The sequence below is a fragment of the Massilia sp. CFBP 13721 genome (assembly GCF_014842025.1).
In the GTDB taxonomy this organism is placed as follows: Bacteria; Pseudomonadota; Gammaproteobacteria; order Burkholderiales; family Burkholderiaceae_D; genus Telluria.
This window is the reverse complement of sequence record NZ_JACYUY010000047.1, coordinates 1-13,223: the sequence shown is the minus strand read 5'-3', so window position 1 is coordinate 13,223 and position 13,223 is coordinate 1. Positions and strand designations below refer to the sequence as shown.

At 64.1% G+C, this 13,223-nt stretch carries 15 protein-coding genes; 6 read left to right on the top strand and 9 right to left on the bottom strand.

The features are described from left to right. Positions 1-140: 140 nt before the first annotated feature. The 4 genes from IFT60_RS25920 to IFT60_RS25905 are packed head-to-tail and all read right to left on the bottom strand — an operon-like array spanning position 141 to position 4,353. Positions 141-473, bottom strand: coding sequence for a hypothetical protein (locus IFT60_RS25920; RefSeq protein ID WP_192056982.1), 333 nt, complete (start codon positions 471-473; stop codon positions 141-143). Between the two features lie 3 nt (positions 474-476). Further along, entirely contained in the window at positions 477-3,014 is a 2,538-nt protein-coding gene (gene ctaD, locus IFT60_RS25915) for a cytochrome c oxidase subunit I (protein ID WP_192056981.1), read from the bottom strand. Beyond that, the gene (coxB, locus tag IFT60_RS25910) at positions 3,011-3,946 is read right to left on the bottom strand and encodes a cytochrome c oxidase subunit II (protein ID WP_192056980.1); all 936 of its coding nucleotides are present in this window, start codon (positions 3,944-3,946) and stop codon (positions 3,011-3,013) included. Before coxB ends, ctaD begins: the two co-directional genes overlap by 4 nt. 8 nt (positions 3,947-3,954) lie before the next feature. Next, positions 3,955-4,353: a c-type cytochrome gene (locus IFT60_RS25905; RefSeq protein WP_374001301.1), complete on the bottom strand. Its 399-nt coding sequence runs from the start codon at positions 4,351-4,353 to the stop codon at positions 3,955-3,957. Positions 4,354-4,435: 82 nt separating this feature from the next. On the opposite strand from IFT60_RS25905, the gene IFT60_RS26730 reads away from it, so the two are divergent. The 3 genes from IFT60_RS26730 to IFT60_RS25895 all read left to right on the top strand — a co-directional run bounded on the left by IFT60_RS26730 (position 4,436) and on the right by IFT60_RS25895 (position 6,291). Next, positions 4,436-5,008 (top strand): c-type cytochrome, encoded by a 573-nt coding sequence (locus IFT60_RS26730; protein WP_229511220.1) that lies wholly within the window; start codon positions 4,436-4,438, stop codon positions 5,006-5,008. Further along, positions 5,005-5,370, top strand: a complete 366-nt coding sequence (locus IFT60_RS26725; protein ID WP_229511219.1) for a c-type cytochrome — start codon at positions 5,005-5,007, stop codon at positions 5,368-5,370. Before IFT60_RS26730 ends, IFT60_RS26725 begins: the two co-directional genes overlap by 4 nt. 72 nt (positions 5,371-5,442) lie before the next feature. Continuing rightward, positions 5,443-6,291 (top strand): fumarylacetoacetate hydrolase family protein, encoded by an 849-nt coding sequence (locus IFT60_RS25895; RefSeq protein WP_192056978.1) that lies wholly within the window; start codon positions 5,443-5,445, stop codon positions 6,289-6,291. Positions 6,292-6,457: 166 nt separating this feature from the next. Here IFT60_RS25895 and IFT60_RS25890 read toward each other — a convergent pair whose 3' ends face one another. Then, entirely contained in the window at positions 6,458-7,783 is a 1,326-nt protein-coding gene (locus tag IFT60_RS25890) for an aspartate aminotransferase family protein (protein ID WP_192056977.1), read from the bottom strand. A gap of 135 nt (positions 7,784-7,918) precedes the next feature. On the opposite strand from IFT60_RS25890, the gene IFT60_RS25885 reads away from it, so the two are divergent. Then, positions 7,919-8,473 (top strand): carboxymuconolactone decarboxylase family protein, encoded by a 555-nt coding sequence (locus IFT60_RS25885; RefSeq protein ID WP_192056976.1) that lies wholly within the window; start codon positions 7,919-7,921, stop codon positions 8,471-8,473. Positions 8,474-8,577: 104 nt separating this feature from the next. Here the strand turns inward: IFT60_RS25885 and IFT60_RS25880 are convergent, their stop codons facing one another. From IFT60_RS25880 to yjgA, 4 genes are all read right to left on the bottom strand, one after another. After that, positions 8,578-8,778, bottom strand: coding sequence for a hypothetical protein (locus IFT60_RS25880; RefSeq protein WP_192056975.1), 201 nt, complete (start codon positions 8,776-8,778; stop codon positions 8,578-8,580). 155 nt (positions 8,779-8,933) lie between these two features. Beyond that, entirely contained in the window at positions 8,934-9,602 is a 669-nt protein-coding gene (locus IFT60_RS25875; protein ID WP_192056974.1) for an alpha/beta hydrolase, read from the bottom strand. Continuing rightward, entirely contained in the window at positions 9,599-10,231 is a 633-nt protein-coding gene (gene mog / locus IFT60_RS25870) for a molybdopterin adenylyltransferase (RefSeq protein ID WP_192056973.1), read from the bottom strand. The genes IFT60_RS25875 and mog overlap by 4 nt, the downstream gene beginning before the upstream one ends. After that, positions 10,209-10,808 carry a ribosome biogenesis factor YjgA gene (gene yjgA, locus IFT60_RS25865; protein ID WP_192056972.1) on the bottom strand — a complete coding sequence of 200 codons (600 nt, stop codon included), beginning with the start codon at positions 10,806-10,808 and terminating at the stop codon, positions 10,209-10,211. Before yjgA ends, mog begins: the two co-directional genes overlap by 23 nt. A 96-nt stretch (positions 10,809-10,904) precedes the next feature. On the opposite strand from yjgA, the gene pmbA reads away from it, so the two are divergent. After that, positions 10,905-12,257, top strand: coding sequence for a metalloprotease PmbA (pmbA, locus tag IFT60_RS25860; RefSeq protein WP_192056971.1), 1,353 nt, complete (start codon positions 10,905-10,907; stop codon positions 12,255-12,257). A gap of 28 nt (positions 12,258-12,285) precedes the next feature. Then, on the top strand, positions 12,286-13,026 hold the full coding sequence (locus IFT60_RS25855; protein ID WP_192056970.1) for a toll/interleukin-1 receptor domain-containing protein: 741 nt from the start codon (positions 12,286-12,288) through the stop codon (positions 13,024-13,026). Positions 13,027-13,223: the final 197 nt, after the last annotated feature.

The following is a 13,223-nucleotide window of genomic DNA, read 5'->3' as shown; positions in this document are numbered from 1 at the left end:
TTGCCTTCCACCTCTATTCTCTTTCATGCTCCGGGGTGGCGCCGCTCGCAATGACCGTTAGGGTGGGCGGCTCGCAAGTCAGGCCACTGGCCTGACTTACCCCACGCGTTCAACCGCCGGTTGATCATCCGCGCATCACATCACGCACAACTATCCACAAACCACAACGGTACCGACGTCCACGCCACCCCCGCGAATGCCAGCAGCGCCGTCAGCGCCGCCGCCCGGTCCAGCAGCGCGATCTTCTCGTCGCTCCCACCCAGCGCATGGCGCCCGCGCCAGGCCAGCGCCGCGCAGATCGCCAGCGCGACGAGCGTCATCAGCGCCAGCGGCAGCCGCTGCGGGTTGCCCGGCGTGAAACCGGCCGGACTGCACTGGGCCGCCACCAGCACGTAGCTGCCGGCGAAATGCGCGGCCCAGACCAAGAGCGGCAGGGTGCCGCGGATCAGCTTTCGGAAGAACCGTTCGCGCATCGCTCACTCCATCAGCAGGGGGACGACATGGACCGCCAGGGCCGCCGCGATGCCCTGCAGCGTCGTGTAGTGCCAGAGCAGCGCCGTATTGTCGAGCGTGGCGCGGCTGGCAGGGCCAAGGCGGCCGCTCCAGGCACGCGCCGCCAGATAGGGGCCGGCGATCGCCAGCAGGACCACGTGCAGGCCCTGGTAGCTTACCAGCGCCGCGATCGTCGCGCTCCAGGCCTGCGCGCGCGGCGCCAGTCCGGCCAGCTGATAGCCGTGCAGGTCGACCAGGAAGGCGGCGATCACGCAGCCGGTCGCCGCCAGCGCCAGCCAGGGCAGGCGCCGTCGGCCGAGGCTGCGCACAGCCCACAGCATCAGGGCCGAACCCGCCAGCAGCAGCGCACCCGAGATCATCGACCAGCGCAGCTCCGGCAGGCTGGCCGACGGCGGCGGACAGACTTCCAGGCGCATCGAGATATGGATGTGCGCGAACAGGAACGACGCGAACACGGTGGCATCGACCACCAGCATGATGATGGTCGCCCACCACGAGTGCGAGGCGGTGCCGCGGGCGCCGACCGGCAGCACCAGCGTATCGGAGACGCGCGCCTCGCTGATCGGGGGAGTCTTGTCCGCCGCCCACAGCCAGGCCACGGTCGAGACGATCGCGGTAATCCCGCAAGCCCAGGCAATGAAGGTCATCTTGACCGTCAACAGCAGGAAGAAGCCGGCGGTGCCGGCCGCCGCGATGAACGGCAGCCAGCCGTCGCTGGGCAGGATCAGCAGGTAAGTCGGCCTGGCGGCGATCGGGCTGGTGGCGATCGTTTCGCGCTGGCCGCTGACGGTGCCCGGCAGGTAATGCTGGCCGGCTTCCACCTGTTCGGTGAGGTTCGGCTGGTCCCACAGCGGATCGGCGGATTTCACTTCCGGGATGCTGCGCGCGTTATACGCTTCCGTCGGCAGCCATTCGAGCGTCGAGGCATTCCACGGATTGCCGACTTCCTGCTCGGGCTTGAGCAAGGTACGCACCACGTCGACCAGGAACAGCAGCACGCCGGCCGCGAGCACGAATGCGCCCAGGGTCGACACCAGGTTCAGCCCATCCCAGCCCATCTCGGTGGGATAGGTGTAGACCCGGCGCGGCATGCCGAGCAGGCCGGTGACGTGCATCGGGAAGAAGGCAATGTTAAAACCGCCGAACATCAGCCAGAACACCCATTTCGCCACCCGCTCCGACAGGCGCTGGCCCTTGAGCAGCGGCAGCCAGTAATACAGCGCCGCGAACACCGGGAACACCATCCCGCCGACGAGCACGTAATGCAGGTGGGCGACGATGAAATAGGTGTCGTGCGCCTGCCAGTCGAAGGGCAGCAGCGCCACCATGACGCCGGTCAGCCCGCCCAGCACGAAGATGAACATGAAGCCGCCCAGGAACAGGGCCGGCGCGTTCATGGTGACCTTGCCGCGCCAGAGCGTGGCGATCCAGCCGAACACCTGGATCGCGGTCGGCACCGCGACGGCCATGCTGGCGGCCGAGACAAAACTCATCGTCATCACGCCCAGGCCGGCGGTGAACATGTGGTGCGCCCACAGCGCGAAGCTGAAGAAGCAGACGACGATCAGCGCCACGATGATCGCTTTTCTCCCGATCAGCGGGGTACCGGCGATGGTCGGGATCATGGTCGAGACCATGCCGGCGGCGGGCAGGAAGATGATATACACCTCGGGGTGGCCGAAGAACCAGAACAGGTGCTGCCACAGGATCGGGTCGCCGCCGCGTTCGCCGATGAAGAAGGGCCAGTCGAAGGCGCGCTCCATTTCCAGCAGCGCGGTGCCGGCGATGATCGCCGGGAAGGCGAACACGATCATCACGGCGACGACCAGCATGGCCCAGGCATACACCGGCATGCGCGACAGCGTCATGCCCGGTGCGCGCGTAAACAGGATGCCGACGATCAGTTCGATGGCGCCGGCGATCGCCGAGATCTCGATGAAGCCGATCCCGAGCAGCCAGAAGTCGGCGTTCAGCCCCGGCGAATATTCCTTGCCGGTCAGCGGCGGGTACATGAACCAACCGCCGTCGGGCGAGAGGCCGAAGAACAGCGTGCAGAAGAAGGCGAGGCCGCCGATCGCATACGCCCAGTAGGCATAGGCGGAAAGGCGCGGGAAGGGCAGGTCGCGCGCACCGAGCATGTTCGGCAGCAGGAACACGGCGATCGCCTCGACGATCGGAATCGCGAACAGGAACATCATCACCGTGCCGTGCATGGTGAAGACCTGGTTGTACACGGATGCGCTCAGCAGGCCGTTGCCGGGCACGGCCAGCTGGGCGCGCATCATCAGGCCGAGGATCCCGGCCAGCAGGAAGAACAGCAGCGCGGTGCCGATGTAGAGCAGGCCGATGCTGGTGTTGTCGACGCGCGACAGGAAGCGCCAGCCGGTTGGACGCTGCCAGGGTTTTTCCAGCTTTTCCAGTTCGTCCGGCGGACGCGGCAAGGAAGAGGGCAGCGCGCCGGGCAATGCATCGGGCGGACGTTGGGTGAGGATGTCGGTCATTTCAGCTGTTCGAGGTAGGCGGCCAGGGCGTGCAGCGTGGCCCCGTCGATGTCGGTGGCAGCCGGCATCCGTGCGCCCGGTTTGATGGCTTGCGGATTGGCGATCCAGCCGGCCAGCGTGCCGCTGTGGGTGCGCAGGGTGCCGGCGGCGATGTGGGTGCGCCCGCCGACGTGGGTCAGGTCGGGACCCAGGCGCGCGTGTTCGGCCCCGGCCAGGCCGCGGATCGTGTGGCAGCTCTGGCAGCGCTGTTCGAGGAAGGCGGCGCGTCCGCGCTCGACCAGGGCATTGTCCGGCGCGCTGGCCGGCTGCGCTTCCCGCGCCAGCCAGCGAGCGAAGTCGTCGGGCGCCATCGCGACCACGTGCAGCGCCATGCGCGCATGCTGCGCGCCGCAGTATTCGGCGCACTGGCCCCGATAAATGCCGGGTTTGTCGGCCTGCAGGGTCAGGCCATTGACGCGGCCGGGAATGGTATCCATCTTGCCGTTCAGGGCCGGGATCCAGAGGCTGTGAATCACGTCGGTCGAGGTCAGGCCGACATACACCGGACGCCCCACCGGAATGCGGATCTCGTTGGCGCTGACCACTTCGCGGCCGCTGGCCGGGTCGTGGTAGCGCACTTCCCACCACCACATCTTGGCGGTGACGCCGATGCTCATCGCGCCGCGCGAGGTCTGCGGCGTCAGTTCGGCGCTGCGCCAGGTGCTCCACACCAGCAGCGCCGTCAGCACCACGACCGGAAAGGCGATGCCGGCGCCGGCGATCCACCAGCGCGTCGCCACCGGCCGCGCGGCGGGACGCATGCTCAGCACCAACAGCGCCATCACGGCAACGAAGATGACGGCGGCGCCGCCAAACAGGACCCAGGACATCTGCGCGATGATGGCCGCATCGGGGCCGGCGGGGTGCAGCGCGGACTGCAGCGGCGTCGTCATCGCAGCCGTCATCGCAGCGTCAGCAGATAAGCCGCCATGTGGCGCGCTTCCTCGGGCGAGACGCCCAGGTCGGGCATGGCGCTGCCGGGTTTCAGGGCTTGCGGGTTGTCGAGCCAGCGGGTCAGGTTGTCCGGCGTGTTCGGAATGCCGCCGGCGATGTAGCTGCGCCGGCCGAATTGGTCCAATGGCGGCCCGGCATTGCCGACCGCGCCCGGCACTTCCGGGATCGCATGGCAAGCCGTGCACTGGTACTGCGCCATCAGGCGCTGGCCCTGGGCCGGATCGCCGCCGCTCACCTGCCTGGGCGCCTGTTCCTTGCCGCAGCCGGCCAGCAATGCCAGGCACAGCCCGGCAAGGCCAAGAGGGCGGGCACGGGACAGGGCAGGGAGGGGGAAGTGATTGCGCACAATTGAATCCGATGAAGCCATAGGCTCTATATAATACAAGAGGAAACAATATCATTTTTTCAATAGTGCGCACCCCCTGCCGATGCCTTCCAACCGCCGCCGCCTGATTTTCAAAACCGCCATCGCCACCCTGGTGCTGGCCGGCCTCGCTGCCGCCGCGGCCGGGGCCGTCGTGCTGCGCGCCGGCTGGTACGACACCACGGCCACCTCGCAGCACCTGCAGCCGGTGTACTCGCTGCTGGAGCAGGGCATGCGCTATTCGGTGCGCAACCATTCGGAAGACGTGGCCGTGCCGGCCCTGGGCGCACCCGCGCAACTGGCGCGCGGCGCGATGGTCTACGACGCCCATTGTGTCCAGTGCCACGGCGCGCCGGGCGTGGCGCAGTCCAAGTTCGGACAGAGCATGCAGCCGCTGCCCGGCCCCCTGATCGACGCCGGCGCGCGCTGGACACCGCGCGAGCTGTACTGGATCACCAAGCACGGCATCAAGATGAGCGGCATGCCGGCCTGGCAGTTCCACATGAGCGACGCCGACCTGTGGGCGGTGGTCGCCTTCATGGGCAAGCTGCCGACACTGTCGGCGCGCGACTATGCGCAGGCGACCGGGCAGCCAGCGCCTGCGCCTGCGCACGCATCCACTGGAGCATCCCGATGAGCGCGCGCTTGTTGATTACGGGCCTGGCGCTGGCGCTGCTGGCCGGCTGCCAGGGCAAGCCGGTGCCGACCGGCGTGCAGGGCGATCCCGAACGCGGACGCATCGCGCTGGCCCAGCATGCCTGCCGCGCCTGCCACATGATCCCGGGGATTACCGGCCCCGAAACCTACGTCGGGCGCCCACTGGTCGACCTGGCCGAACACCGCTTCGTCGCCGGCAGCCTGCCCAACAACCAGGCGAACCTGGTGCGCTGGATCCGCGATCCGCAATCGATCGACCCGCAGACCGCGATGCCGGCCATGGGCGTGAGCGAACGCGATGCCATCGACATGACGGCCTGGCTGCTGACGGCGAAAAAATAAGCTCTGGTATCATGCCTGCCCGCTGGCGCGCCATGGTGGCACGTGCACGCGGCAGAACACGAAGGGGAAAACATGAGATTGGTGCGCTATGGCCGCCCGGGCAAGGAAAAGCCGGGCCTGTTCGACGACGAGGGCCGCCTGCGCGACCTGTCCGGCATCATCGCCGACATCGATGGCACGGTCCTGAACGACCGCGCCTTGCGCAAACTCGCCAAGGTCGACGTCAAGACGCTGCCGCTGGTGCGCGGCAATCCGCGCCTGGGCGTGCCGGTGAAGGGCATCGGCAAGTTCATCGGCGTCGGCATGAACTACGCCGACCACGTGGCCGAGACGGGCGCCGCGATCCCGACGGAACCGGTCTTCTTCACCAAGGCGATCAGCTGCCTGAACGGGCCGGACGACCCGATCCAGCTGCCGCAGGGCTCGAAAAAGACCGACTGGGAAGTCGAACTCGGCGTCATCATCGGCACCCGCGCCCAGTACGTGAGCGAAGAGGACGCCCTCAAATTCGTCGCCGGCTACTGCGTCGTCAATGACGTCACCGAGCGCGCCTATCAGTTCGAGATGGGTTCGCAGTGGGACAAAGGCAAAGGCTGCGACACCTTCGGCCCGGTCGGCCCGTTCCTGGTCACGCGCGACGAAGTCTACGACGTGCAGGACCTCGACCTCTACCTGGAACTGAACGGCAAGCGCATGCAGACCGGGAACACGTCGCAGATGATCTTCAGCGTCGCCCAGCTGGTCAGCTACGTCTCGCGCTTCATGACGCTGGAGCCGGGCGACATCATCACCACCGGCACCCCGCCGGGCGTCGGCCTGGGACGCAAGCCGCAGCGCTTCCTCAAGAAGGGCGACCAGCTCAGGCTCGGGATTGCGGGGCTGGGGGAACAGCAGGCGGAAGTGGTGGCGTTTCCGAAGTGATGGGGCAGGGTGGTCGGCTCCACCCGGTTGGTTGAATCTCCGCGGCTTTAATGCCGCCCACGCGTTCAACCATCCCTTGAAATTTCGCGCCGCCTTTGACGTTCGCTGAACGCGTGGGCGGCGCCTGCGTTACGTCGGTGCGGGCAACCGGGTGGAGCCGCCCACCTTACGTCGATAGTGCTGCATCAACCGCCTCGGCCAGCCGCGTCACGATCTCCGACAACTCGCTCGCCGTGACGATGAACGGCGGCGCCAGCAAAATATGGTCGCCGCGCTGGCCGTCGATCGTACCCCCCATCGGATACACCATCAGCCCGCGCGCCATCGCCTCCGTCTTGATCGCCGCGTGCAGCTTGCGCTCCGGCGCGAACGGCGCCTTGGTCGCGCGGTCCTGCACCAGTTCGATGCCGACGAACAGCCCGCGCCCGCGGATGTCGCCCACGTGTTCGTGCTTGCCGAAGACGTCGCCCAGCATGCGCTTGAGCGTGGCGCCGCGCCGCTGCACCTGCTCCAATAAACCATCGCGCTCGATCACCTGCTGCACCGCCAGCGCCGCCGCCGCCGCGACCGGATGGCCGATGTAGGTGTGGCCGTGCAGGAAGCTGCCGCTGCCGTGGCGCAGGCGCTCGACGATGGCGCCTTGCGCCAGCACCGCGCCGACCGGCTGGTAGCCGGCCCCGAGTCCCTTGGCCACGGCGATGATGTCCGGCGCCACGCCTTCCTGCTCGATGGCGAACATGGTGCCGGTGCGGCCCATCCCGCACATGACTTCGTCGGCGATAAACAGGATGCCGTGGCGGTCGCAGATTTCGCGGACACCCTTGAAATACCCGGGCGTGGGCGGGATGGCGCCGCCGGTGGCGCCCACTACCGGCTCGGCGACGAAACCGATCACCTTGTCCTGCCCCGCCTTCATGATCGCCGTCTCGAGTTCGTCGAGCAGCAGGGCCGTGTACTCGTCGACGCTCTGGTTGTCGCGGCGGTCGCGGTATTCGTAGCAGGGCGCCACGCGCGGCACCTCCATCAACAGCGGCGCGAAGGGCTTGCGGCGCCATTCGTTGCCGCCGACGGCCAGCGCGCCCAGCGTATTGCCGTGATAGCTCTGGCGCCGTGCGATGAACAGCGAGCGCCGTTCTTCGCCGCCCTCGACGAAATACTGGCGCGCCAGCTTTAAGGCCGTCTCCATCGCCTCCGAACCGCCCGAGACCAGGTACACCGCTTCGATGCCGGCCGGGGCACGCGCCACCAGCCGAGCGGCCAGTTCCTCGGCCACCTCGGTCGTGAAAAAGGCCGTGTGGGCGTAGGCGCAACGGTCGATCTGGCGGTGCATGGCAGCGATTACGTCAGGATGGCCATGCCCGAGCGCAGAGACGGCCGCGCCGCCGCTGGCGTCGATATAGGCATTGCCCGCATTGTCGAAGATCGTCACGCCCGATGCATGCACGGCCACGGGCGGCGTCTGGCGCAGGCTGCGGTGGATGATATGGCTCATGGGGTTTTCCTCCGGCAAAAAGTTGACGGTTGACAATAAACTTCCCGCAACCTGTTTCCTTTGATCTTTAACGTAAGCTGTGCGAATATTTTCTGTAAAGACAGTTTGCTATCCCGACAAGATTGCGACGCCCACATGACCGACCGCCTGCTCCCGATTCCCCCCAGCGAGATGACCGAGGCCCAGCGCCGCGCGGCCCAGGCCGTGATCGAAGGCCCGCGCGGCGCGCTGTACGGCCCGTTCGTGCCGCTGCTGCGCAGTCCGGAACTGCTGGAAAACGCCCAGCGCATGGGAGAGTATCTGCGTTACCGCAGTGCGATCGGGGTCAGGTTGTCGGAACTGGCGATCCTGGTCACGGCACGCCAGTGGAACCAGGGCGTGGAATGGGCGATTCACGCGCCGATCGCGGCGCAGGTGGGCGTGCCGCCGGACGTGATCAATGCGATCGCGCGGCGCGAACGGCCGGCGGGGATGCTGGTCGACGAATCGGTGGTGCACGATTTTTGCGTCGAGCTACACCAGAACAAGGCGGTCTCGGACCGCGTCTATAACGATGCGGTGGCCCTGTTCGGCGAGCAGGGCGTGGTCGACTTGATGGGCTTGAACGGCTACTACACGTTCCTGGCGATGGTGATGAACACGGCGCGCACGGCGATTCCGGTGTCGAGCGCGGCGCCGCTGCCGAAGTGATTTTAAACCCCGTGGAGTCAGGAGGCTCGGCGCCCCCCTCCACCCTACGTACACCTCGAATTGTAGGGTGGAGTCCTGACTCCACGGGTTTACAAAGCTAGAACTTAAGCCAGCGCTTCCTTCGCCGCCTCTTCGGGCGTCAAGCCGTCATAAAACAGATCCGTAAACCACTCGACCTGCTCCTCGATGTGGTCCTGCGCCTCCTTCTGCGTGGCGCCGCCGGCGACCAGGTGCTGTTCGACTTCGATGCACCAGTTAATCAGCGCCATCGTTTCTTCGTCGAGCTGCTCTTCTTTTTTGGCCATTTCTGAACCTCCAATGTAAAACGGAAGCCGAGAGCACCTGAAAAATTCCCCATGGCGGCGTTGCACCGTCTTGCCGTACTAACGTACTGTCTTCGACGATGCGCCTTGCCCTGGGGCTTTTTCAGGCGCTCTAGGGCTCCCGTGGTTGAGGCTTGTTAAGCCAGTACTTTTTTCAACCAGGCCGAGATATCCTGCACCTCTTCGAAGCAGAGCGAATGCTGCATCGGATACGCGTGCCAGTCGATCGTATAACCGAGCTTCTCCAGGATGTCGCGCGACTGCTCGCCGCGGATGAAGGGCACCACGTGGTCCTGGCGGCCGTGCGCCATGAAGATCGGGGTGTCGATGCTTTCCTCGGTGCGCTCGTGCGCCACCTTTTCGTTGAGCGGCAGGTAGCCCGACAGGCACAGCATGCCGGCCAGCTTCTCCGGATGGCGCAGGCCGGTCTGCAGCGTCATCGCGCAGCCTTGCGAGAAGCCGGCCAGGATGATCTTCGAGGCCGGGATGCCGCGCGCTTTTTCGCGCGCGATCAGGGCCTCGACGTCGCGCTGCGAGTCGCGCAGGCCGCCTTCGTCTTCGCGGCGCGTCAGCTCGGCGCCGGTGATGTCGTACCAGGCGCGCATCACGTAGCCGCCGTTGACCGTCACCGGAATCTGCTTCGCGTGCGGGAAGACGAAGCGGACCGGCGGCAGCCCTTTTAAATCGAGTTCGCGCACCAGCGGCACGAAGTCATTGCCGTCGGCGCCGAGGCCGTGCAGCCAGATGATGGCGACCGTCGGATTCGGTGCGGTGTCGATGTCGATGGTTTGCAGCAGGTCGCTCATGCGTTGTCCAGAGTTGGAGCTGGACGCTGGGCCGCCTTTGGGCGCCAGGCAGTCGTCACAGCCGGATTGGTTTCCATGTAGGGGCCGCCGATCAGGTCGATGCAGTAAGGGACCGCGGCGAAGATGCCGCCGGCGATCACCTTGCCGTCGGCGTCTTTCAGCCCTTCGAGGGTTTCCTTGATCGCCTTGGGCTGGCCCGGCAAATTCATGATCAGCGCCGCGTGGCTGGCCGTCTCGCGGATCACTGCCACCTGGCGCGACAGGATCGCGGTCGGCACGAAGCGCAGGCTGATCTGGCGCATCTGCTCGCCGAAACCCGGCATTTCCTTGGTGCCGACGGCGAGCGTCGCCTCGGGCGTGACGTCGCGCCGCGCGGGTCCGGTGCCGCCGGTGGTCAGCACCAGATGGCAGCCGACGACATCGACCAGCTCGACCAGGGTCTTCTCGATCTGCGTGCGCTCGTCGGGAATCAGGCGCGGCTCGATGCGGTAGGGCGTGGTGATGGCCGAAGCGATCCAGTCCTGCAGCGCAGGAATGCCCTTGTCTTCATACACGCCGCCGCTGGCACGGTCCGAGACCGACACCAGGCCGATGATCAATTCGACTTCACTGCTCGTCTGCGGGCTCATCGTCGTCCAGTGCGTCGTCGTCAGCCGGGGCAGCCTTCTTCTTGCTCAGGTCCTTCAGGATCTGGAACAATTCGCGGTAGGCCTTCGGCGGTTTCGATTCGGCCTGCTCCTTGCGCGCATTGCGGATCAGCGTGCGCAGGTGCTGGGCGTCGAGTTCCGGGTTTTCTTCGAGCAGGGCAGTAAGGGCCTTGTCGTCGGTGAGCAGCTTTTCGCGGCGGCGCTCGAGCGCGTGCAGCGCGGCCGTCTCGGCTTTCGAGGCACCTTTCCAGCTGTCGATGGTGCGCTGGATGACGGCTACTTCCTCTTCGCTCAGGGTGCGCATCTTCTTGCCGACGAACTGCAGCTGGCGACGGCGGCCTTCGTGGTTGGTGATGGTCTGGCACATCAGGATGGCGTCCTTGACGTCTTCCGGCATCGGGACGCGCTTGACGCGGTCGCGCGGCTCGGCAACGAGTTGCGCGCCGAGTTTCTGCAACTCGTCCATCTGGCGCTTCAGCTCAGATTTGGAAGGGCGTTCGTATTCTTGCTCGAACTCGTTGGACTGGAAGCCCACCGAGCCGCGGTTTGGATTTGGCATGGTATTTGAATAATCCGATTGGCGCTGAGCCGATCAGTAAAAACAGTAAACGGCTGCTATGATAACTGTTTTAGGGCTTGCGACGAAAAACACGATATGAACGACACCGTTTTTACCCACACCCAGGACCAGTTGAAAGAGTTGGCCCGTAACGTCCTCGCCTTCGCGCAAGAGCAGGGCGCGAGCGATGCCTCGGTCGAAATCAGCGAGGGCAGCGGGTTGTCGGTGTCGGTACGTCGCGGCAAGATCGAGACCATCGAGCAAAACAAGGACAAGGGCATCGGCGTCACCGTGTATGCCGGCCAGCGCCGCGGCAATGCCAGCACCTCCGACTTTTCGGAAGCGTCATTGCGCGCCACCGTGGAAGCGGCCTGGAACATCGCCCGCTTCACCGCCGAGGACGACGCGGCCGGCCTGCCCGATGCCGACATGCTCGAGATGAACCCGCGCGACCTGCGCCTGTGCTACCCGTGGCAGATCAGCACCGAAGAAGCGGTCGAGCTGGCGCAGCGCTGCGAGAACGCCGCCTTCGAGGTCGACCGCCGCGTCACCAACAGCGAAGGCGCCAGCGTCTACGTCCAGCAGTCCCACTTCGTCGCCGCCAACACGCGCGGTTTCATCGGCGGCTATCCGTTCTCGCGTCACACGATGTCGGTCGCGCCGATTGCCGGCAAGGGCAACAAGATGCAGCGCGACGACTGGTACACCTCGGCGCGCGACCCGAAAAAGCTGGCCAAGCCGGAAGCGGTGGGCCGCTACGCCGCCGAGCGCGCACTGGCGCGCCTCAACGCGAGAAAACTCGACACCCGCACCTGCCCGGTGCTGTTCGAAGCGCCGCTGGCCGCCGGCCTGCTGGGCGCTTTCGTGCAGGCGGTATCGGGCGGTTCGCTGTACCGCAAGTCTACTTTTCTCCTCGATACGCTCGGCAAGCAGGTGTTCCCAAGCCATATCCAGGTCATGGAAGACCCGCACGTGATCGGCGAAGTAGGCTCCTCGCCGTTCGACGAGGAAGGCGTGCGCACCGTGCGCCGCAAGGTCATCGACAGCGGCGTGCTGCAGGGGTACTTCCTGGGTTCGTATTCGGCCCGTAAACTCGGCATGAAAACCACGGGTAACGCTGGCGGCGCGCACAACCTCACGATCACCTCCGATGAAACGAAGCTGGCCGATGATTTCGAAGGCATGCTGCGCAAGATGGGTACCGGTTTGCTGGTCACCGAGCTGATGGGGCAGGGCGTGAACTACGTCACCGGCGATTATTCGCGCGGCGCGTCCGGCTACTGGGTCGAGAATGGCGTCATTCAATACCCGGTCGAGGAAATCACCATCGCCGGTAACATGCGCGAGATGTTCCAGCAGATCGTCGGCGTCGGCAACGACGTGCTGGCGCGCGGGAACAAATCGACGGGCTCGATCCTGATCGAGAAAATGGTTGTTGCAGGTAACTAAACCTCAGATTAATTTTCACGAAGCCAAAATGTCGATCCCAAAAGTATTTATCTCATATTCACATGATAGCCAAGAGCATAAGAAGTGGGTTTTGGATTTGGCAACGCGTTTGCGTAATACTGGAGTAGATGCAACTCTCGATCAGTGGGATCTCCAGCCTGGTGATGACCTCCCTCATTTTATGGAGCGGAATCTGGCGAGCGCTGACCGTATTGTAATGGTTTGTACTGATCGATATGTCGAAAAGGCGAATTCCGGAAGTGGTGGTGTTGGATATGAAAAAATGATTATCACATCAAACTTACTTCAAAATATTGATAAGAATAAAGTTATCCCAATAATCCGCCAGAACGGGTCTCACGATGTTCCGACGTTCTTGAAGTCAAAATTATTTATTGATTTTTCGAAGATCGACGGGTTTGAGTTCGCATTTGATGAGTTGATTCGATCACTCCACGGGGCACCGCTTTTCAAGAAACCTGAAATTGGCAATAACCCGTTCGTTCCAGTCGAGAAAGTGCCTGCAGTTAAAACAGCAGATGCATTAAACGATCTAATGCAAATTGTAATTGACGATTTTGAAAAGGGGCATAACTATTCAAACTATGCCAAGACGCATGCGAGAATTAAGACTTCTCGGTTAATGTTCGATATGCTGATCCGCCAAGCCGAAGAAGCAGGATTAATTAGACAGGATATAACTAAAGATTTATTATTAAGCAATAAAGGTAAAGCATATTGCATTGCTAATAAGTTGGTCGACTTTTGATGCAACATTGAATTGGTGGGTGGGCTATATCCGGAATAGTCAATTTTGGATTTTCTGGGAAATGTCAGTGAATAGATAAAGGTTTAAGAATTGTGAGTAAATTTATCCGCATCGACAAAGAAAACATCCCGAAGAAGGCCGTGCTGCTGAACCTCGACCTGGTGGCATCGGTCGAACTGTCGCCCCAGTCCGACCTG